This is a genomic window from Kocuria gwangalliensis (genome assembly GCF_039544365.1).
GTDB lineage: Bacteria > Actinomycetota > Actinomycetes > Actinomycetales > Micrococcaceae > Kocuria > Kocuria gwangalliensis.
The window spans coordinates 252,333-272,424 of the sequence record NZ_BAABLN010000001.1 but is presented as its reverse complement, the minus strand read 5'-3'; the positions used below and the strand labels follow the sequence as shown (position 1 = coordinate 272,424).

17 protein-coding genes are annotated in these 20,092 nt (G+C 66.2%); 11 read left to right on the top strand and 6 right to left on the bottom strand.

Annotated elements, in window-relative coordinates:
- Positions 1-13 precede the first annotated feature (13 nt).
- The 4 genes from ABEA06_RS01220 (at position 14) to ABEA06_RS01205 (ending at position 4,357) form a co-directional block, all read left to right on the top strand.
- On the top strand, positions 14-352 hold the full coding sequence (locus tag ABEA06_RS01220; protein WP_303381937.1) for an acylphosphatase: 339 nt from the start codon (positions 14-16) through the stop codon (positions 350-352).
- A 79-nt stretch (positions 353-431) separates the two neighbouring features.
- Complete coding sequence (locus ABEA06_RS01215; RefSeq protein WP_303381936.1) at positions 432-2,303, top strand: pyruvate kinase; 1,872 nt, start codon at positions 432-434, stop codon at positions 2,301-2,303.
- 139 nt (positions 2,304-2,442) lie between these two features.
- Positions 2,443-3,222, top strand: a complete 780-nt coding sequence (locus ABEA06_RS01210) for a di- and tripeptidase (protein WP_303381935.1) — start codon at positions 2,443-2,445, stop codon at positions 3,220-3,222.
- Positions 3,223-3,430: 208 nt separating this feature from the next.
- Positions 3,431-4,357, top strand: a complete 927-nt coding sequence (locus ABEA06_RS01205) for a glycerophosphodiester phosphodiesterase (protein WP_396415695.1) — start codon at positions 3,431-3,433, stop codon at positions 4,355-4,357.
- Here the strand turns inward: ABEA06_RS01205 and purB are convergent.
- Entirely contained in the window at positions 4,345-5,778 is a 1,434-nt protein-coding gene (gene purB / locus ABEA06_RS01200) for an adenylosuccinate lyase (protein ID WP_312395620.1), read from the bottom strand. The two genes, ABEA06_RS01205 and purB, sit on opposite strands and share 13 nt — an antisense overlap.
- A gap of 202 nt (positions 5,779-5,980) precedes the next feature.
- On the opposite strand from purB, the gene ABEA06_RS01195 reads away from it, so the two are divergent.
- The 6 genes from ABEA06_RS01195 to ABEA06_RS01170 are packed head-to-tail and all read left to right on the top strand — an operon-like array spanning position 5,981 to position 13,307.
- Entirely contained in the window at positions 5,981-6,397 is a 417-nt protein-coding gene (locus ABEA06_RS01195; protein ID WP_345310291.1) for a hypothetical protein, read from the top strand.
- Positions 6,394-8,304, top strand: coding sequence for an alpha/beta hydrolase family protein (locus tag ABEA06_RS01190; RefSeq protein ID WP_345310290.1), 1,911 nt, complete (start codon positions 6,394-6,396; stop codon positions 8,302-8,304). The genes ABEA06_RS01195 and ABEA06_RS01190 overlap by 4 nt, the downstream gene beginning before the upstream one ends.
- Positions 8,305-8,324: 20 nt before the next feature.
- A complete protein-coding gene (locus tag ABEA06_RS01185; protein WP_345310289.1) occupies positions 8,325-9,485 on the top strand; it encodes a histidinol-phosphate transaminase in 1,161 nt (386 codons plus the stop codon).
- Between the two features lie 24 nt (positions 9,486-9,509).
- Positions 9,510-10,691: a thiamine pyrophosphate-dependent enzyme gene (locus ABEA06_RS01180; RefSeq protein WP_345310288.1), complete on the top strand. Its 1,182-nt coding sequence runs from the start codon at positions 9,510-9,512 to the stop codon at positions 10,689-10,691.
- Positions 10,688-11,662, top strand: a complete 975-nt coding sequence (locus ABEA06_RS01175) for an alpha-ketoacid dehydrogenase subunit beta (protein ID WP_303381929.1) — start codon at positions 10,688-10,690, stop codon at positions 11,660-11,662. Before ABEA06_RS01180 ends, ABEA06_RS01175 begins: the two co-directional genes overlap by 4 nt.
- Positions 11,663-11,717: 55 nt before the next feature.
- The gene (locus tag ABEA06_RS01170) at positions 11,718-13,307 is read left to right on the top strand and encodes a dihydrolipoamide acetyltransferase family protein (protein WP_303381928.1); all 1,590 of its coding nucleotides are present in this window, start codon (positions 11,718-11,720) and stop codon (positions 13,305-13,307) included.
- Between the two features lie 15 nt (positions 13,308-13,322).
- On the opposite strand, the gene ABEA06_RS01165 is transcribed toward ABEA06_RS01170, so the two are convergent.
- From ABEA06_RS01165 to ABEA06_RS01145, 5 genes are all read right to left on the bottom strand, one after another.
- Complete coding sequence (locus tag ABEA06_RS01165) at positions 13,323-14,009, bottom strand: DNA-3-methyladenine glycosylase I (RefSeq protein WP_303381927.1); 687 nt, start codon at positions 14,007-14,009, stop codon at positions 13,323-13,325.
- A gap of 219 nt (positions 14,010-14,228) precedes the next feature.
- Positions 14,229-15,245: a hypothetical protein gene (locus tag ABEA06_RS01160; RefSeq protein WP_303381926.1), complete on the bottom strand. Its 1,017-nt coding sequence runs from the start codon at positions 15,243-15,245 to the stop codon at positions 14,229-14,231.
- Positions 15,242-16,468 carry a sensor histidine kinase gene (locus ABEA06_RS01155; protein WP_312395616.1) on the bottom strand — a complete coding sequence of 409 codons (1,227 nt, stop codon included), beginning with the start codon at positions 16,466-16,468 and terminating at the stop codon, positions 15,242-15,244. The genes ABEA06_RS01160 and ABEA06_RS01155 overlap by 4 nt, the downstream gene beginning before the upstream one ends.
- A 112-nt stretch (positions 16,469-16,580) precedes the next feature.
- On the bottom strand, positions 16,581-17,297 hold the full coding sequence (locus tag ABEA06_RS01150; RefSeq protein ID WP_303381924.1) for a LuxR C-terminal-related transcriptional regulator: 717 nt from the start codon (positions 17,295-17,297) through the stop codon (positions 16,581-16,583).
- A gap of 65 nt (positions 17,298-17,362) precedes the next feature.
- Positions 17,363-18,241, bottom strand: a complete 879-nt coding sequence (locus tag ABEA06_RS01145) for a hypothetical protein (RefSeq protein WP_303381923.1) — start codon at positions 18,239-18,241, stop codon at positions 17,363-17,365.
- A 141-nt stretch (positions 18,242-18,382) separates the two neighbouring features.
- On the opposite strand from ABEA06_RS01145, the gene ABEA06_RS01140 reads away from it, so the two are divergent.
- On the top strand, positions 18,383-20,092 hold the full coding sequence (locus ABEA06_RS01140; RefSeq protein ID WP_345310287.1) for a long-chain-fatty-acid--CoA ligase: 1,710 nt from the start codon (positions 18,383-18,385) through the stop codon (positions 20,090-20,092).

Below are 20,092 nucleotides of genomic sequence, written 5' to 3'. Positions count from 1 at the left end.
CTAATCTGGGTCCATGGAGATGCCATCACTGCACCCGCGCGCGTCCGACGACCGTGAACCCGAAGAACTCGATGTCAACGAACCCCTTGCCATGACTGCGGTGGTCCACGGGACCGTGCAAGGCGTGGGATTTCGCTACTGGGCTTGGAGACACGCCGAGAAGCTCGGGCTGGTCGGGCACGCGACCAATAATTCCGACGGCACCGTGACCATCATGGTGGAGGGTCCTCGCTGGGCGGTGCGTGACCTGCTCACGTCCCTCAATTCCAGTGACACCCCGGGTGTCGTTATGACCGTGGACGCCCATTACGGTCCGGTCACCGGCAAATTCACGGATTTCAGTCGACACTGACGTCAGGGCCGTTAACCGTCCGTAAATGTGGTGTCACTACGTTGGACGGACACCATAGGACCAGGGGGTTGACCAGAGCATGAGCCAAGTGCCAGACCGTGTGTTCCAGCAGCGTCGCGAGGTGGCGGCGCAGGCCATGGACGCGGTGCAGGAATTATTCCGCGTGGTGAGCAAGGCACGGACCGCGCAGTTGGATCGCATCAACCGTGTCCGCCCCCGCCACCGTTGGTCCGCCGTGAATCTGGTCGATTACGCCGCGGTGCGCAGCCAGGACGTCCGCCAGTTGCAGGCGGACCTCTCGGAGCTGGGGCTCTCATCGCTGGGCCGCATGGAGGCCGGGGTGGAGGACCACCTAAAGGCGGTGCTGCTGAGCCTGGCGGCCATTGCAGACAAGCCCGAACCCGATCTGGACATGCTCGACGTGGGAATCGACCCCGGAGAGGACCAGGGCGGTGGCCAGGAAACGCTGGTGCGCAACACTGTGCACCTGCTGGGGCGGGCCCCCGAGGACCGAGAGACCCGCATCATGGTCACGTTACCTTCCGAGGCCGCCGGGGACCCCGCCCTGGTCCGGGACATGGTGGCCGCCGGGATGAACGTGGCCCGCGTCAACTGCGCGCATGACGGGCCCGAGGAATGGGCGCGCATGATCGAGCACGTGCGCGCGGCGGCGTCGGAATCGGACAAGGATCTAAGGATCTCCATGGATCTGGGCGGGCCCAAGGTGCGCACCGGGCCGATCGAGCCGGGGCCGCGTGTCGAGAAGATCAAACCCACGCGCGACGCGAGGGGGCACATCACGGAACGCGCTCGACTCTGGCTGGGGAGCTCGCCCCACGATGACTTGCTGCCCAGCGTGCCGGTGAGCCCGGCGTCGTGGTTGACGCAACGTTCGGTGGGGGAGCGGATCCGGCTGCGGGACGCACGTGAATCCGGGCGCTCCCTGCACGTGGTGGCGGTGGAGGACGGTGGTGTGCTGGTGGAATTCGCCAAAACCGTGTATTTCGCCACCGATTTGGTCCTCACGGCCGCCAACGGGGACCGGGCGGTCCTGGGCGAGTTGCCCGAAACCGAGCAGGCGCTGCGGCTGAACATCGGTGACACCCTGCGGCTCGTGCGCAGCCTGGAGCCGGTGCCCGCGGTGAGCCACTCCCCGTTCAGCATTGGGTGCACCCTCCCCGAGGCGTTCGAGGATGTCGAACCGGGGGATCGGGTGTGGCTGAACGACGGCAAGATCGGCGGAGTCGTCCGTTCCGTGACCCCCGACAGCATGGACATCGACGTCCTGCATGCCGGGCCTAATGGCTCCAATCTGAAGGCGGAGAAGGGCATTAATTTCCCGGACACCGAGCTACGGATCCGCTCACTCACCGAGCAGGACCGCCGGGACCTGAAGTTCGTGGCCCGCAACGCGGACATCGTGAACATGTCGTTCGTCCGCAGTCGCACGGACGTCACCGATTTGTTGGACGAACTCACCCGGTTGGGCGCCACCGACGTGGACGTGACCCTCAAGATCGAGACGGTGGGCGGGTTCGAGCAGTTGCCGCAAATGTTGTTGGAGGTCATGCGCTGGAAGGACGCCGGGGTCATGATCGCGCGCGGCGACCTGGCGGTGGAAACCGGGTTCGAACGCCTCGCGGAAGTTCAACAGGAAATCCTGTGGCTGTGTGAGGCCGCCCACGTGCCGGTCATCTGGGCCACCCAGGTGCTGGAGAGCCTGGCGAAAAAGGGTATTCCTTCCCGCGCGGAGGTCACGGATGCCGCCCAGGGCCAGCGCGCCGAGTGCGTGATGCTCAATAAGGGGCCGTTCATCATTGACACGATTGCCGCCCTGTCCTCGATCCTGGGGCGGATGTCGGGCCACGTGATCAAGAAAACGGACCTGCTGCGCAAACTGAACGCGTGGGACGAGTTCGTGAGCGAGAGAGGGAACCACCCGGGAGGGTGAGATACGCGGAACCCGGCTCGTGCGGCGTCGTCGGAGAGCGAACGCCCGCGCGGTGATCAGCGGGCTGTGCAATAGTTGACGCCAGTGACAGGTGAGACCAGCCCCGACCGATTGAGTACGCCTCGAGGAGTGCACCGATATGGACATGAACCCGCTGAACAAGGCCTTTGACGAGGACGGCAAGCCCAAACCGGGTGTCAACAAGTTTTTGAACCACGTGCTGCGGGTGCAGCGCCCCATGGTGATCAAAATGCTGCAGCGTGAACGCGAGCAGCACCCCAAGGACACGCCCGCTCAGATCGCCAAGCGCCTGACCAAGACCTACAAGCGTTCGGTGACCGTGGGCGGCGGGGCAGTGGGTGCCACAGCCTTGGTTCCCGGCATCGGTACCATTGCGTCGCTGGGTCTGTCCTCGGTGGCCGTGGTCGGCTACCTGGAGGCCACCGCGCTGTACGCGCAGGCCATGGCCGAACTGCACGGTGTGCACCCCGATGACGAAGAGCAGAACCGCACCATGGTCATGGCGTTGATGCTCGGGGAAGACGGGAACCAGCTGATGAGCCAGATCCTGGCGAATTCCAGCCGTTCCAAGGGCCTCACCAACAAGTGGGGGCTCATGCTCGGTAAGAGCGACGGCAACAAGAAGTTCGACGCCGGGCGCACGATCCGCAACATGTTCGTCAAGCGGTTCCTGGCCAAGCAGACCGGTGCCGTGATGGGCCGGGCCCTGCCGTTCGGCATCGGTGCCGTGGTGGGCGGGGGCGCCAACCTGGCCATGTCCCGCCAGGTCATCAAGGCCACCGAGGAAGCCTTTGGTGAGTTCCCCGCGCAGTTCCCGGCCACCCTCGATGCGGCTGCGCGCGCCAAGGCTTTCGGGGACGGCACCAAGGTCAAGGACCCGGACTCGATCGAGAAGTAAGCCGCTGCTGCGATCGGCAGCAGTTGGTATGAACGCCCCGGGGCCGCAGCGCATGGTGCGGCCCCGGGGTGTTCATCTGCCCGTCACGGGCCCTTGGCCGGGAGATCACGGGCGCCTCAGGTCCGGAGGATACGGTAGCCGTGTGTTCACCACACGTGAATCCTCCGAACCGCTCCTCCGCGGCACCGACCCGGAGCAAGTACACCGCATTGAGCGCCCCAATGCGCGGGCCGCCGATCGCCCCCTGATCTACGCGCACCGAGGATCTTCCGCGGCATTTCCCGAACTCACCCGTTCCGCGTACGTCCAAGCGATCCTGGACGGCGCTGACGGAGTGGAATGCGATGTCCAGCTCACCCGGGACGGGCACCTGGTCCTCCACCACGACGCTCAGTTGGGCCGCACCTCCAACGGCACCGGGCCGGTATCGCAGCACACCCTGGAACAACTGCGGGCCCTGGATTTCATCTCGTGGAAGGCCGTGCCGATCCCGGAATCCCACGGCCGCCGGCACGAGCAGTTGTTGACTCTCGACGAGCTGCTTGACCTGCTGGAATCCGTGGGCCGCACCCTGGGCCTGGCCGTGGAGACCAAACATCCCAGTGCGTTCGGCCAGGGCCTGGAAGAAGCCGTTCTGGTGCTGCTCATGCGCCGCGGCTGGGACCCCGACACCGGGTGGCTGGGCAACATCAAGGTGTCCGTCATGAGTTTTCATCCCGACGGCGTTCGCTACTTTCTCCAGTCCGTCTCACCACGGCACGTGTGCCAGCTGGTCGCGGACACCACCGTGAGCACGGTGCGGCACAGCATGCGGGTGGGGCCCGCGGCTGCCGTGGTCTACCGGGCCGGCATGAAACTCGTGGTGCCCCCGGCCGTCCCGATCATCACCAACGGTGAGGTGGAGCTGGCCGGGCCCGGGATCCAGTACGTGCGCGATCACCCCCGAGACGTGCTCGCGTGGCGGTCCAACGGGTCGGTCCTACGAGTGTGGACGGTCGACTCGTTCGCGGACACCCACGTGTGCCTGTCCCTGGGGGTTCAACAAATCACCACCAACGTTCCGGCGCAGGTGCTGGGCTGGGTTGCCGATGCTTCCGCCGGTGTTCCCACGCGTCACGAGGCTCAGTTCGCGTAGCGCTCCACGAGCTGCTCGGCCAAACCGGTGTACTGCCCCGGGGTCAGACCCTTGAGCCGCTGTTCGGCGGCCTCGGACAGGCCCAGCTCACCAATGAACTCGCGCATGCGCTCACCGTCCACGCGGTGGCCGCGGGTCAGGTCCTTGAGCCGCTCATAGGGGTTGTCCATGCCCTCACGCCCGGCAATGGCCTCGGCGCGCATGGCGGTCTGGACGGCCTCGCCCAGTACCTCCCAGTTCTCGTCGAGGTCCTCGGCCAACAGGTCCTCGGCCACGTCCAGGCGTTCCAGGCCCTTGACCACGTTGGAGATGGCGAGCATCGAGTGGCCGAAGGCCACGCCGATGTTGCGCTGTGACGAGGAATCCGTGAGGTCACGCTGCCAGCGCGAGGTCACCAGCGTGGCGCCCAGGGTGTCCAGCAGTGAGCACGAGATCTCGGCGTTGGCCTCGGCGTTCTCGAAGCGAATGGGGTTCACCTTGTGCGGCATGGTGGAGGAACCGGTGGCGCCCTCGACCGGGATCTGCTGGAAGTAGCCGATGGAAATGTAGGACCACACGTCCGTGCACAGGTTGTGCAGGATCCGGTTGAAGCGGGACATGTCCGAGTAGAGCTCGGCCTGCCAGTCGTGGGACTCGATCTGGGTGGTCAGCGGGTTCCAGTCCAACCCCAGACCCTCCACGAAGGACTGGGACACGGCGGGCCAATCGGTGTCCGGGGCCGCGGCCACGTGGGCCGCGAACGTGCCGGTGGCGCCGTTGATCTTACCCATGTACTCGGTGGCGCCAATGCGGTGCAGCTGACGGTTCAGGCGGTGCGCGAACACCGCGAGTTCCTTACCCAACGTGGTGGGGGTGGCCGGCTGACCGTGGGTGCGCGACAGCATGGGCGTTGCCTTGGCGCCCCGGGCCATGGAACTGATTGCGGCCACGAGCGTGCGGGCGGCGGGCAGCCAGGCGTCCGTCACGGCATCCTTGACGCCCAACGCGTAGGACAGGTTGTTGATGTCCTCCGAGGTGCACGCAAAGTGCACGAGGGACGTGAGGTGCTCCAGCCCCAGCTCCGGCAGGCGACGACCGATGTAGTACTCCACGGCCTTCACATCGTGAACGGTCACCGCCTCGATCTCGGCCAGCTCGGCCACGGATTGGGCATCGAAATCGGTGACGATGGCCCGCAGGCCGTCCTTCTGTCCCTGGGTGAGCGGTTCCAACCCGGGCAGCGCGCGCTGTTCACACAAGTGGATGAACCATTCGACCTCCACGTGAACGCGCTCGCGATTCAGTGAGGCCTCCGAGAGATAGTCGACCAGGATGCCGGCCTGGGGTCGGTATCGACCGTCCAAAGGTCCCAACGCGATCGGAGGGTTCTGCTGGCTCAGGGCCACGCGTCCGGAGGGGAGAGTGTGTGGAGTCTTCGACATGATCCTCATTGTTCCACGCCTCCGCGAGCGCTCCGGCACGGTGTTAATTGACGACGACGCCGCGGTGCCGGTTCTCCACGGGCGTGCCGGTTCGGCGGCGCACGGTCCCGTGTCCACAACCGGGCACGGGCGGCCGAGTTGACCGCGGCCGTGGTTCTAGCGTGAGGTTCTCCGCGGAGTGCACGTCAGGAAGGAACAGGCCATGCCGTCACCCACTGCCTGGAACGGGCCGGGGCCCTCCGGTCCGTCACCCGCCGGTGTGGCGGGACTCGTCCACGATCGCATCGTCATGCTGGCCGGCAGCTACGAACGCGCGGCCGATGAGCTGCTGGCGCTGGCGGCGGAGCTCCCCGCGGCGGAGGCACCCGAGTGGAAAGGGCCGGCCGCGCGGGCCTACCGGGTCCGACTGGATGCGCTGACCGCCGACCTCCGGAGCGTCGCTCACGGCTACCACCAAGCGGCGGCGGAGCTGCGCGCGGGTGCCGCGGGGCTCGCGGCCCAGATCGGAGCGGTCGAACAGTTCCTGGACCTGGGCGCTCTGGGCAGATCGGTGGTGGGAGTTCTGGCTCAGACGGGACTGTCCGCTCCCACGCACGTGCCCGCGGGATCGTTCGGATGAACAGGGAGGTGGAGCGCGAGATCACGGGGCGAGCCGAGAACCTGCAGGCAACGCTGTTCGGCGCGGAGTCCGGTGGCCGACCCGTGCTGGAACACCCGAACCTTCCGGAGAACACCCGTGCGGCCATTGCGTCCGCCACGGAATCCATACGGGTGAGCGGTGGCACCGCACCGGGAGCCCTGGAGGTCAGCACGGAAGCCATCGCGGTGGCCGCCGGAGTCTTGGCGCGCGTGAACGAACGGGTCGGTGACGTGCTCCTGGGGACCACCGTTGCGGACATGGAAGTCGCCGCGTGGACCATGACGGGACATCCGCTGCTCGGTGCCGCGGCGGCGTCGGCGGCGCATTCGAAGGCGGCGCTCGTCGCGACCCAGGCCCGTGTGACGTTGACGCATCTTCGGGTGGCGAGCGCTCAGCACCACTACGAGATGGTGGAGGCCAGCGTGGGGTCTTTGTTCGGACCGGGCATCCTGATCATGCCGGGGTGGAACCTGACCGGCTCCGCCACCCGCGGGATGCGCACCGCCCTGGACGAATTCACCACCGCCGTGAAGCGAGCGGACATCACGACTCCCGCCCAGTTCGCGACCAAGGTTCGGGTGACGTCCTTCGGAGTGGTGGTGGCCGGGGGTGGGCCCGAGGGCACCAACGTGGTGATCCGTGGCGTGGGGCTGGACGACATGCTCGACTCCGGTCTGCGCATCCCGTTGCCATCGGCGCTCATGAGTCGGTCGCAGGCCTACCGGGAGCTCGGCGGCCAACCGGGTGACGAGTTCACTCTGGGTCAGTACGCACGAGTGTGGGCGGACGGTCTGTTGACGGGGATCGGCGAGACCGAGGCACAACTTGGTGCCGAGGAGGCACGCCTGCAGTCCGAGCTGGGCGCATCGTGGCCGGTGGTGCGCACCGCCGTCAACGGACTCAGCGGCACGCCCGGATTCACGTGGCTCGCCCCGTACACCACGGGCCGAAACCTGTCGCCGGCGGAGCGACTGCTGTACCCGTACGTGCGAGCTCACGCCGTGCGCCCGAAAGCCAGGGAGACCATGACGGGCATGGCACCGGGCAATGCCTCCGCCCACGGCATAGCACCACTGGCCAGGCGGCCACTGCCCACGGGCGTCGAATTCGACGGCGCGGCACCGGTGACCGTCGGGGGCACGGCCGCGGCGCTCAAGGACGCGAAGAACGTTGTCCAGGGCCGGGAGAACAGCACGGTGCTGGTGCAGAAGACCACCGATCGATCGGGACGGGCGGCGTTCTCGGTGGTCCTCACCGGGACGGAGGTCTGGCACGACGGCCGGGGCGTTCACGACATCGCAGGCATCGTCGCGGCCATGAAAGCACAGCCGCACGACGCGCTGGGCGATCTGCCTCCGGCCCAGCGCGCCGTGAATGAGGCCCTGAAGGACGCCGGAATCCAACCCGGCGATTCGGTCGTGCTGAGCGGTCACAGCCTGGGCGGAATCGACGCCGCTGGGCTTGCGATGAACCGGGAATTCCAGCAGTTGTACTCGGTGGCTGCCCTGACCACGTTCGGGGCGCCGGTGGGAGGTTTCGAGTTCTCCCAGGAAACCTCCGTCATGGCGGTGGAGCACAACGACGACATGGTGCCACCCCTGGATGGCATCAAGAACCCGGACGGTGAGAACCGCTCCACGGTGCGTGTGGACACGCAGTACAACGACCAGTTCTCGGCCGCGGGAAGCCTCAGCGGGGTGGGCGCGCACGATATGTACGTCTACGCGCTGGGTGCCCAGGGAATCAGCAATTCCACGGAACCTGCGGTCATGAACCATGAACGGGCGTTGGGCGCCGCCATTGCCTCCGGCGCCGGGGCACGCACCGAAACCTACATGTACGAAGTCATGGAGGATCATGTTGTCCACAACCCGGAGGATCGTTAGCGAGAGTTAGCATGGGGCCTATGAGTAACGCCACGCCGCCAGCCGATTCATCGGGCGCTGAGCAGAACGCGGAACGGGTCAGCCCCCGGGACGCCCTGGCTCAACTTCCCGCGTACGTCGCAGGAAAACCCGCTGCGGAGATCCCCGGGCTGGTGGCGTACAAACTGGCGTCCAACGAGAACCCGTACGGCCCCGTTCCCGCCGTACGCCAGGCCCTGCGTGACTTCGATGTGATCAACCGCTACCCGGACCCCTCGGCCGCCGTGCTGCGCGAGGCGCTCGCGGGCTATCTCTCGGTCCCCGACACGGACATCGTGGCCGGTGCGGGCAGCCTGGGCGCCCTGAACCAGCTGTTGGCCGCGTTCGCAGGAACCGGGCCGGACGGGCAACCGGACGAGGTGATCTACGCGTGGCGATCGTTCGAGGCCTACCCGATTTCGGTGGGGCTGACCGGCGCGCAAAGCGTTCAAATCGCCAATCGTCCGGACGGCTCCCACGACCTCGAGGCCATGGCGGCCGCGATCACCGAACGCACCCGCGTCATCTTGCTGTGCACCCCCAACAATCCCACCGGGCCCAGCCTCCGTGCCGCGGACGTGCACGAGTTCATGAAGCGCGTCCCCCCGCGCGTTCTGGTGGTCATCGACGAGGCGTACTGGGAGTTCCAACGCGCCCGAGGCCTGGTCAACGGCATTGAGTTCTATCGGGAGTACCCCAAGGTGGTGTCCCTGCGAACCCTGTCCAAGGCGCACGGTCTGGCGGGGCTGCGGGTGGGCTACACGGTGGCCCAACCGCACGTGAGCCAGTACCTCAGACAAGCGACCCCGGCCTTCAGCGTGACCCAGGTGGCGCAATTGGCCGCGGTGGCCTCCATTGCGCATATTGACCAGGTGAACGAGCGTGTCCAACGGGTGGTCGATGAGCGTGAACGCGTCCTGGCGGGCTTGGCCGAACTCGGGTGGCAGCATCCGGAAACCCAGGCCAACTTCGTGTGGCTCCCGCTGGGAGAACGCAGTGAGGCCTTCGGCGAGCTGTGCGATGCGCACGCCCTGTCGGTCCGGCGGTTCGGATCGGAGGGAGTGCGGGTGAGTTTCGGCGAGGTGGAGGCCAACACCCGGCTCCTGGAGCTCTGCGCGCAGTTCTCCCACCCCAGCACCATGCCCATGAGCAGCACCAACTAGGCCACTCGGAAGGACCAGCCAACCATGGCAGCAAAGACGCACCCCGGGACGGTTGAGAGCACCGTGCCCAGGCTCCAGTTGCTCGACGAGCAGGGCGCGGTCCACGAGGACCCCAAACTCTCGCCGTACGTCCAGGACATCGACACGGTGGAGCTCAAGGGACTGTACCGCTCCATGGCGCTGGCCCGGCGCGTGGACGAGGAGGCCACGTCCCTGCAGCGTCAGGGCCAACTGGTGTTGTGGGTTCCGCTGCGCGGTCAGGAAGCGGCGCAGGTGGGTTCCGCGTGGGCCACCGAACCCACCGATCGCCTCTTCCCGTCCTATCGGGAGCACGCCGTGGTCTTTCACCGCGGAGTCAAACCCGGCCAGCTGTTGCAGTTGTTCCGCGGTCACACCGCCGGCGGTTGGGATCCCAACGAGTGCAACGTGAACCTCTACACGATGGTGTTGGCCTCCCAGGTGCCGCACGCCGTGGGCTACGCAATGGGCACCGCCCTTGACCGCAAGGCGGCCGAGGACGCCGGGGAGCCGGCGGGTGAGCAGACCCAGGCCGTGGTCGCGTACTACGGGGACGGTGCGAGCACGGAGGGTGAAATCCACGAGTCCATGGTGTTCGCCGCCTCCTACGACGCCCCGATACTGTTCTTCGTCCAGAACAACCAGTGGGCCATCTCGGTTCCTTTCTCCACCCAGTCACGTGTGCCGCTGGCCACGCGCGCCGCCGGATACGGATTTGAAGGCCTGCGGGTGGACGGCAACGACATCCTGGCGGTGCTCGCAGCGACCCGCTACGCACTGGACAAGATCCGGAGGGGAGAAGGCCCGGTGATGATCGAGGCCGAGACCTACCGGATGGGGGCCCACACCACCGCCGATGACCCCACCAAGTACCGGCAGCGGGACGAAGAAGAACAGTGGGGCACCTTGGATCCGCTCGAGCGGCTGGAAATGTTCCTGCGCGAAACCCATCACGTGGGTGACGAGTACTTCGAGTCCGTGGCCAACGAGGGCCGCGAGATGGCAGACGAACTGCGCACGGACGTGCTGGGGATGACCCCTCCGACCTTCGACGAGTTCTTCGACAAGGCGTACGCAGATCCGCACTCCCTGGTCACCGCCGAGCGCGCCGAGTACCTGGACTACCAGTCCGGTTTCGCCCCGCAGGGGGACCAGGACGTCTCCGGCTCGGAAGGAGCTCACGCGTGAAGCAACTGACCATTGCCAAGGCAATCAACGCGGGGTTGTCCCGCGCCATGGCGGAAAACCCCAAGGTCATGCTCATGGGCGAGGACATCGGGTCCCTGGGAGGTGTCTATCGTGTGACGGAAGGCCTCAAGGACCGCTACGGAGCCCACCGTGTGCTCGACACGCCCCTGGGTGAAGCGGGCATCGTGGGAACCGCTGTGGGCCTGGCCCAGCGCGGTTACCGGCCCGTCTGTGAGATCCAGTTCGACGGGTTCACGTTCCCCGCGTTCAACCAGATCACCACCCAGCTCGCCAAAATTCACGCCCGTTCCGACGGCAACCTCACGGTTCCCGTGACCATCCGCATCCCCTACGGCGGTGTGATCGGTTCGGTGGAGCACCACTCGGAGTCGCCGGAGGCATTGTTCGCCCACACCGCGGGTCTGCGCATCCTTGCCCCGTCCAATGCCCAGGACGCGTACTGGATGTCGCAGCAGGCCATTGCCTGCAACGATCCGGTCATCATCTTCGAACCGAAGCGCCGCTACTGGCTCAAGGGTGAGGTGGATGAGGAGCGGCCAACCGGGGACGCCTTCAGTGCAGCCGTGGTTCGGGAGGGTCAAGAGGCCACGATCGTCGCCTGGGGCCCGCTGGTCCCCGTGGCGCTCGCGGCGGCCGAGGCAGCCCGGGAGGACGGCCGTAGTGTGGAAGTGATCGACCTGCGCAGCCTGTCACCCATTGATTTCGACAAGGTCACGGCGTCCGTGCGAAAGACCGGTCGCTTGATCATCGCCCATGAGGCCCCCACCTTCGGTGGCCTGGGCGGGGAACTCGCCGCGCGCGTGACCGAGCGGGCGTTCTACTCCTTGGAGGCCCCCGTGCTGCGCGTGGGCGCCTTCCACATGCCGTACCCGCCGGCCGCGGTGGAAGACCACTACGTTCCGGACCTGGATCGGGTGTTGGAAGCACTCGACCGTTCCTTCGCCTACTAAATCGCCCGAAGTCACGAACCACCCCGCACGTGCGGTGTCGCAGGAGGTAGAACTCATGTCCCAGGTATTCACGTTGCCCGATGTGGGCGAGGGCCTGACCGAAGCAGAGATCCTGTCCTGGAAGGTGGCCGAAGGACAGACCGTCACCGTCAACCAGGTGATCTGTGAGATCGAGACCGCCAAGTCCGTGGTGGAACTCCCCTCACCGTTCGCGGGTACCGTTCTGAGCATCATGGTGTCCGAGGGCGCCACGGTGGAGGTGGGTACGCCCATCATCACCGTGGGTGATTCCGAATCCGCCCCGTCCGGCACGCCCGATCCCGGGTACACCGGTTCGGCACCCAAGGACGGCGTGGAGGGTGAACCCCGCCCCGAGCACCTCGGGCCCCAGGAGGAATCCACGTCCGGTTCCGGGCGCAGCATGGATTCCACTGACTCCGGAAAGGCCCTCGTGGGCGCGGGTCCCAAGGCCGATCCCGTTCGACGCCGCCAGCGCACCCGCACTGCCATGCGCATTGACGCCGAGCGGCCCCAGGGCCTGGACGAGCAGGGTAAGCCCGCCGGTCAGGAACCGGAATCCTCGAAGGCAGGCGCGGCCCGCGTGGCCGCCGGCTGGGCCGACCGGTTGTCCAAGTCGGGTCTGGGCACGGCGGCCCAGGACCTGGCGGACAAGGCCGGTAAGTTCAAGGACCGCGGTGAAACGTGGCTACGTTCCCTGGACGACACCGTCCCGCAGCAGGGGGCGGCTCAGGCGTCCATCCCGCGCCGTCCCAGCATGGCCAAGCCGCCGGTGCGCAAGGCCGCCAAGGAAATGGGCATCGATCTGGCGGACGTGACCGCCACGGGCGAGGGCGGCCAGGTCACCAAACGTGACCTGCTGGCCTACGCCGCCCACCTGCGGGAAGTGGACGACGGCCCGGATACCTTCTGGACTTCGACCAACGCCCCCGCACGTTCCCGCGATGAGCGCATCCCTGTCAAAGGGGTCCGCAAGCTCACGGCCCAGAACATGGTGCGCTCGGCCTTCAGCGCCCCGCACGTATCGATCTTCGTGGACGTGGATGCCTCCCGGACCATGGAGTTCGTCAAGCGGCTCAAGACCTCCCCGCACTTCGAAGGCGTCAAGGTCACGCCCCTGTTGATCCTGGCCAAGGCCGTGATGTGGGCTACTGCGCGTAATCCCCAGGTCAACGCCACATGGACCGATTCCGAAATCATCATCAAGCGCTACATGAACCTCGGTATCGCCGCGGCCACTCCGCGCGGACTGTTGGTGCCCAACATCAAGGACGCCCAGGAACTGAACCTGCGTGAATTGGCCATTGCCCTGAACGAGCTCGCCCAGACCGCCCGCCAGGGCCGCACCCAGCCGGGTGACATGCAGGGCGGCACGCTGTCCATCACGAACATCGGTGCGTTGGGGATCGACACGGGAACGCCCATCATCAACCCCGGCGAGGTGGCCATCGTGGCCTTCGGCACCATTAAGCAGAAACCGTGGGTCGTTGACGGCGACGTGATTCCGCGCTGGATCACCACGCTCGGTGGCTCCTTCGACCACCGGGTGGTGGACGGGGACCTGTCCGCACGGTTCATGGCGGACGTCGCACGGATCCTGGAGGAACCCGCCCTGCTGCTCGATTGAGGTCACGGCACCGCATCACCCCGCCGGAGCGGGATGCGGTGCCGGGCCTGTAGGGTTCGCACGGAAACAACCTCGCACGTGGCCGGGTGCCAATGCGGTGCGCTGCAACCAGCGATGGGCAGTGACCGGGCCGATGAGTTTGAAACCACGTTCGCGGAAAAGGCCGGAGAGCCTGCGTGACTCGGGCGTGCTGTCGGGTAGGTCCAAGGAACGCAGCGGGGGACCTGCGGGCGCGGGCACCTGCGCCTCGGTCACCAGCATCTGCCAATCCGCGATCGCCCAGTCCTCGCACACGCGCGCGTTATGAATGACGGCCTCAATCTTGGCGCGGTTGCGGATGAGCTCCGGGTTGAGGAGCAGATCCTCGATGTCGTCCTCGTCCAGCCGAGCCACCCTGGTCGGCTCCAGCTCCGCCATGTACAGATACCACGATGGGTGTCGCCCGGATTGGGACCAGCGGGCCAAACCGGAATCGAGAAGTTCCATGCTCAAGGCCTGGAAGTACTGCGCGGAGTTGCCCGGGGGCACCGCCCATTCATGGTCATGATCGATCAGGGTGCCGGGAGTTGCCACAGCCCACGGACACCGCGGTTTCCCGTCCGCGCAGCCAACGGCCGCGAACGCCGCGTACGGGTAATCCTGCGGATCCGAAGGGTCGAACGGGTCGGGCGGGTTGAGTGGGGAATCGGTGAGTGTCTCCATACGGCACACGCTAGGCAACGGTGGACCGGGGCCGAAGCGAGTGCGGTCAAGATCCGGAGAAATACCCGTCACGAGCGCTGGGCGAGGGATCCGTGCAGTGCGCTCGCCGCGGCGTCGTCGTACGGGTATGAAACCCGCACGGCCCGTGCGGCGGTCATCCCGGACGGGTGAGCGAGGCGCATCACCCCGGTGGCGTCCTCGCTGCTTCCCCCGGCGGTGCTAGAAACGCGAGACCTCGCCGGTGACGTCCGCAATCTCGATCGCGATGGGATCCTCGTCCTCGTTGTCGTTGTCGTGCACGATGAACACGGCCGTGGGATCGCCCTTGGGGAAGGCGCGAATCGTGACCACGCCGCAGTGGGCGTGGTTGAGTATCTCGGCCAGTTGCTCGGTGGTGGCCTCCAGGACCCTGGGCGGCAACGGTTGGCCCCGCTCGTCCAGGATGTCCACCACCACGCCGCGGTCGCGGGCCGTGCGGGCGAGTTCCAGGATGTAGGGCGTAGCAATGGAACGACCCCGAATGGTGTCGCGCAACTGCGCTTCCGTGAGCCGGAACTGGTTGATGTCGTACTCGGTGACCTCGGAGGGGTCGTAGGCAATCCGTTCGAGCAAACCGCCGGCCAACCGGCGAACGTCCTGCACGCGCTGGTACGACGCGTTCTTGGTGTCCTGCTCGGCCTCGTCGCTAGTGCGGGCGGTGAGCAGCATGCTCTGGATCTCCCGGTTGCGTTGGGTGAACCGTAAGAACTCCCGATAACCCATCCACGTGGCCAGCAACATCCCCAGAGTGAGTACGGGGTAGCTCTCGGTGGGGACCAGAGTGTCACCGAACACGGTCCAACGGCGCAAGGACATGAGGCTGACGACCACCCACAACAGCACCGCCCACCAGATCCTGCGCCGCAGACACAGAAAGAAAATCATGACCGTGAAACCCATGGCGAACCACGGGCTCTGCCCGGCAATGGGCTCCGCCATCGTCGCGGCGTAGCCCCGTTCGGCAGCGAGCGAGAAGAACAGGACGGCCAGCATGGTGGAGGGCAGAGGTAACTGGTGGGTGGTCCACCGAGGCAGCGCAATGATCACCGCGGCCGCAGCGTAGAGCACGAGCGAGAACACCAGGGCGTCCGGGTCCTCGACCGACTTCAGCTCCGTCACCCCAATGACGAAGGAGACACCGAAACCCATGATGGCCAGCGCCGTGAGGGATCTACGGCCGAGCCCGAAACCCCTCATGGCAGTGCATCCTTGGGCCATGTGAGGATGACCTCGGTGCCGCGACCCGGGGCGGAACGCAATTGCGCATCGCCGCCGACCGTTTCAATGTTCTCCACAATGGACACTCGCACGCCCAGGCGTTGCGCGCCCACCTCATGCAGGGCGAAACCACGGCCCTCGTCACGGACGGTGAAACGCAAGTAGAAGCCTTCGGGGTTAGTGGGGGTGGGCGGGCTCTGCCCGCCGTCCATGGACACGTAGGTCACGTCCGCGCCCGAGTGGCGTGCGCTGTTGGACACGGCCTCGGTGATGGCCTGGGTGAGGCCCTGCGCCACGAACGTGGGAACGAACACGCGTGGTTCACCCACCGGCCGGATGTGGGGGAGGAGGTTGCTGAAACGCACCCGTGCACGCCAGGGCGAGAGGGACTCCATGATTTCGTCCATGAGCACGTGGACCATGGTGGTGGTTTTGCCGGAGAGCCGGTCGTTCTCGTGGTCGAGGACCTCCAGGGCGCGGGTGGCCAGTTCCCGGGTTCGTCTGGCCAGCGGTCCTTCCGCACGAGAGGCGTCCAGCAGGGCGGCCATCACGTTGTCGTGAATGAGCCGGTCCACGCGTTCCTGGTCCGCTGTTTCGGAGCGGCTCCGGGTGAGGGCGAGTTCCTGGGAGAGCGCTTCGGTGTAGTCCTGGTCCAGTTTCTCGACCGCTCGTGTGGTCATGACGACCGTGAGGATCGAGATGAGTCCGTAGCAAATGCGGCCGAACATCACCGCGCCCAGGGATTCGGCGCGGGAATCCACGGGAATGAGTTGCGCCATGATCAGGCCGTAGGCCAGCTCGACACCCAGCATGTACAGCAGCGCGACCCAGGGGCTCCACGCCAGCGTGATACTGCAGAGGCTCACAATGATGAACCCGCCGATCCACGGGTACTGCAACAACACCCCGCCGTTCCACGCCAGCGGCAGGGCCAGGACCCCCAAACCAACCACGGCGGCCAGGAGCAACGGAATCCAGGGCTGTACCGAATGAATGAGACCGAATATCGCGAGCATTGCGGCGACCCCCAGGATGGCCGCCAGGAAAAAGGTGTACCAGGGCGCAAAGAACCCTTGCTGTTGCCAGAGAATGGGCAAGGCTGCAACGAACAACGCCACGGTGAGCAGCGCGATCCCGGTCATCCACAGCCAATAGGCGCGGTACGAATTGAGACCGAGCTCTTCGGGGGACGTGATGGCCAAGAATTTTTTCCGTCGGAGCCGGGTGGGGACCTTACGGTAAGTCCTTACTCGGCCCGTTCCGGGGGTGACGTGTTTACTCATTCCGCACCTCAAAGTTAGCGGCGCGGAATCATTACAGGTGCTTTTCGGCCGCGGTGATGTCCGCTTCCGGTTCGACCAGGCCGTCTTCGATGGCCCTGATCCGCAGGTCGATCTTGGTGGGCGCAGGACGGCCGATGCGCGCGTACTTCTCGCGGATCCGGTCGATGTTGGTCTTCACGGCGGACTGCTTGATACCCATGCGCCGCGCGACCTGGACCTGGGCGAACCCGGAGGCATACAGGCGCAGGGTCTCCTGCTCACGTGGCGAGAGCGCAGCCCGTGAAAACTCCACGTCTCCGTCGATAGCGGCGGCGAGTTCCTTGGTGATCACAGGCTTACCGTCCGCAATATTGCGGGCTTCCTCGATGGCGTGCTCCAGCGGCTCGGACTTCCGGACGAGCCCCAGGGCGCCGGCGCGAAGGGCCTCACGGATCAAGCCGGCGTTCTCGCCGATGCTGAAAATCAGCACCTTCATCCCGGCGCTGCGGAGCCGTTCCACATTACCGGCCGGGCGCGAGCGGTCAGCGAGCGACAGGTCCAGCAGGACGACGTCGCACTCGATCCTTTTCGCCCCGTGTGCGGTCAGTGCGGGGTTCTCGGGATCGCGGCCCAACTGGTCCAGCAGCGTTGACACGGAACCGGAGGAGCCCACGAGTTTGACGTCCGCCTGAGATGTCATGGAAACCAGGCGAACACCTTCGCGAACCACTTCATGATCGTCGACAATGGCGACAAGAGTGGACGGCATGGGTTTGGACCTCCAACTACTCCCCAGGAAATTCCGACCCCCGGAATGACCTATTTGTGGCGAGTCTAGCCGTTAATTACATTCGAATTGGTCCACATGTCGACTTTCCGGTGATACCGCATGCCCCACGTGCCGCCCAGAATGGCCGCTACGAGGTCCAGGACCACCACGGCGGCCAGAGCAACCAGCCCCCAGCCGAGAACCGGGCCGATCACGGACTGGGCTGCCAGACTGTGCGGGGCCAACCCCACGGTACCGGCCCAGAGCAGAGCCGCCACGGAGGCGACCGCGCGGGCCAACAGGGACCACAGCCACACGCCGATTCCCTGGGCCACACCCGAGAATCGGGCCATGCGGCCGGCCACGTAGCCGCCCGCGAGCAGGGCCAGGAACTCGATCACCGCAAACACCGCCAGAGCGAACCACCCGGCCGCGTCCTGAGGATTGAGTAGACCGTGGTCGAGGGCGCGACCGATCCCCTGGGTGGTCTCGATGCCCCATTGGGGACCGAACAGACCCGAGGCCACCAGGAGTACTCCGCTCACGGAGAGTGCGGCCAACCAGCCGAAAAGACCGGGCAGCAACTGCATCCCGCCGAATCGCTTCTTCTGCGCACCGCGGAGATCCTCGGTGATCGGCCTTCTGGCACCGGAACCGGATGCCGGAACCGCCGGGCGCACCCCGTCCCATGCCGCCGTCGCGGTGACGCGCTCGCCCTGCGGGGTCAAGTGTTCGTTGCCGATAGGTTCCGTGACGCCGGTGGTCGGGTCGGGGCGGTGCAGCCGGCCGGAGGCCACGCCGGAACGCGACGATCCGGCGGCGTCGGCGTGCGGAAGGGGCCTGGTGGTCTCGGCGTCGGTGGAATTGATGGGTGCCGTGGGCTGTTCGGTCCAGGGGGCGTTGCCGGTGTCCAGGGGATCGCGTGAAGCGGAAGAGGGCGTCATGGGAGCTCGATTCATCCATGTGGGGGCAATATCAACTGCCCGAAGTCTATCGACTCGTCGGCCGCTCACACGTGGCCCCGGCGCGGTACCCGTTCGTCATGGGGTGTGGGGGCCCACACGGGAACGGGTAACCTCGAAGCCATGCCCAGCGAGACCTCCCGAGATTTCTTGACAACCCGTCCGTGGATGCGGAGCTACGGCCCCGACGTCCCCCGCGATCTGTTCCTCCCCGACACGTCTTTGATCCACATGCTTGAGAAGTCCGTGGCCCGCCACGGCGGTAAAACCGCTCTGGAGTTCTTCGGCGCGGGCGTGAGCTACGCCGAACTGGGTGAGCAGGTCCAGCGTGCGGCCGAGGGATTGCGTCTCATGGGCGTGGAGGCCGGTGACCGCGTGGCCATCGTCTTGCCCAACTGCCCGCAGCACATCGTGGCGTTCTATGCAGCCATGCGCCTGGGCGCCATCGTGGTCGAGCACAACCCGCTGTACACGGCACCCGAACTCCGACACCAGTTCGAGGACCACGGTGCTCGGGTCGCCATCGTGTGGGACAAGATCGCCTCGCGGATCACGTCCATGCCCAAGGACCTCAACATCGAACACATCGTGTCCGTGGACATCACGGCGGCGATGCCGCTGGTCATGCGCACCGCGCTCCGGTTGCCCGTCAAGAAACTCAGGCAGCAACGAGCTGAGCTCACCGAGGCGGCCCCCGGCACCGTGCCGTGGCGCAAGCTGATCAGCGCGGATCCGATTCGCGCGGATCACCGCCGCCCCTCGGCCACGGACGTGGCCCTACTGCAGTACACCTCGGGCACCACCGGCACACCCAAGGGTGCAATGCTCACACATCGGAACCTGGAGTCCAACGCGGTCATGGGTCAGCACTGGCTCGGCACCACCTCCGAGGAAGTCGTGTACGCAGTGCTGCCGCTGTTCCACGCGTTCGGTCTGACCCTGGGCATGACGTTCGCCATGTCCCTGGGCGCCAAGCTCGTGCTCTTCCCCACGGTGCGAGCGGATTTGATCCTGAAGGCCATGAAGAAGTCCATGCCCACCGTGCTACCGGCCGTGCCGCCGGTGTACCAAAAGGTTTTGGATGCGGCGCAGGAGCAGGGCAAGGACCTGTCCGGCATTCGCGTAGCGGTTTCCGGGGCCATGACTCTGCCCGTTCCACTGGTCAAGGCCTGGGAAGATGCCACGCACGGCATGTTGATCGAGGGGTACGGCCTGACCGAGTGCTCACCCCTGGTCTCATGCAATCCGCTGAGCGACCAGCGCACCGCCGGGTCGATCGGTGTTCCGTTCCCCAGCACCGACATCCGGTTGGTCGATCCGGAGTCCGGGGAGGATGTGGCCCTGGATCAGGAGGGTGAGCTGTGGGTCACCGGTCCTCAGGTCACCCAGGGGTACTGGAAGCGCCCGGAGGAAACGGCCAAGCTGCTCACCGAGGACGGCTGGCTGCGCACCGGGGACATTGTCACCGTGGACGAGCGGGGCTTCCTGCGGGTGGTCGATCGGATCAAGGAGGTCATCATCACCGGTGGCTTCAATGTGGCACCCACCGAGGTGGAAACGGCGCTCAAACTCCACGACTCGGTCGAGGACGCCGCGGTCGTGGGCATCCCCAATGACAACGGCAACGAGACCGTGGTGGCCGCGGTGATGCTTGCTCCCGGGGCCTCCCTGAACGAGGAGCAGTTGCGCGAGCACTGCTACGACAAGGTCACCCGATACAAGGTGCCCCGCCGGATCGTGGCCATGGACGAGCTGCCGCGCACCATGCTGGGGAAAACCCTGCGCCGGGCGGTCAAAGAGAAGATCCTCGAGGAGAACTTGCTGGACCACTGA

Bases quoted from the DNA above. Each gene is read 5' to 3' on its own strand.
- ABEA06_RS01215 (WP_303381936.1), top strand. From the start codon at position 432: ATGAGCCAAGTGCCAGACCGTGTGTTCCAGCAGCGTCGCGAGGTGGCG.
- ABEA06_RS01140 (WP_345310287.1), top strand. From the start codon at position 18,383: ATGCCCAGCGAGACCTCCCGAGATTTCTTGACAACCCGTCCGTGGATG.
- ABEA06_RS01185 (WP_345310289.1), top strand. From the start codon at position 8,325: ATGAGTAACGCCACGCCGCCAGCCGATTCATCGGGCGCTGAGCAGAAC.
- ABEA06_RS01220 (WP_303381937.1), top strand. From the start codon at position 14: ATGGAGATGCCATCACTGCACCCGCGCGCGTCCGACGACCGTGAACCC.
- ABEA06_RS01170 (WP_303381928.1), top strand. From the start codon at position 11,718: ATGTCCCAGGTATTCACGTTGCCCGATGTGGGCGAGGGCCTGACCGAA.
- ABEA06_RS01145 (WP_303381923.1), bottom strand. From the start codon at position 18,241: ATGACGCCCTCTTCCGCTTCACGCGATCCCCTGGACACCGGCAACGCC.
- ABEA06_RS01195 (WP_345310291.1), top strand. From the start codon at position 5,981: ATGCCGTCACCCACTGCCTGGAACGGGCCGGGGCCCTCCGGTCCGTCA.
- ABEA06_RS01180 (WP_345310288.1), top strand. From the start codon at position 9,510: ATGGCAGCAAAGACGCACCCCGGGACGGTTGAGAGCACCGTGCCCAGG.
- ABEA06_RS01210 (WP_303381935.1), top strand. From the start codon at position 2,443: ATGGACATGAACCCGCTGAACAAGGCCTTTGACGAGGACGGCAAGCCC.
- ABEA06_RS01150 (WP_303381924.1), bottom strand. From the start codon at position 17,297: ATGCCGTCCACTCTTGTCGCCATTGTCGACGATCATGAAGTGGTTCGC.
- purB (WP_312395620.1), bottom strand. From the start codon at position 5,778: ATGTCGAAGACTCCACACACTCTCCCCTCCGGACGCGTGGCCCTGAGC.
- ABEA06_RS01160 (WP_303381926.1), bottom strand. From the start codon at position 15,245: ATGAGGGGTTTCGGGCTCGGCCGTAGATCCCTCACGGCGCTGGCCATC.
- ABEA06_RS01190 (WP_345310290.1), top strand. From the start codon at position 6,394: ATGAACAGGGAGGTGGAGCGCGAGATCACGGGGCGAGCCGAGAACCTG.
- ABEA06_RS01165 (WP_303381927.1), bottom strand. From the start codon at position 14,009: ATGGAGACACTCACCGATTCCCCACTCAACCCGCCCGACCCGTTCGAC.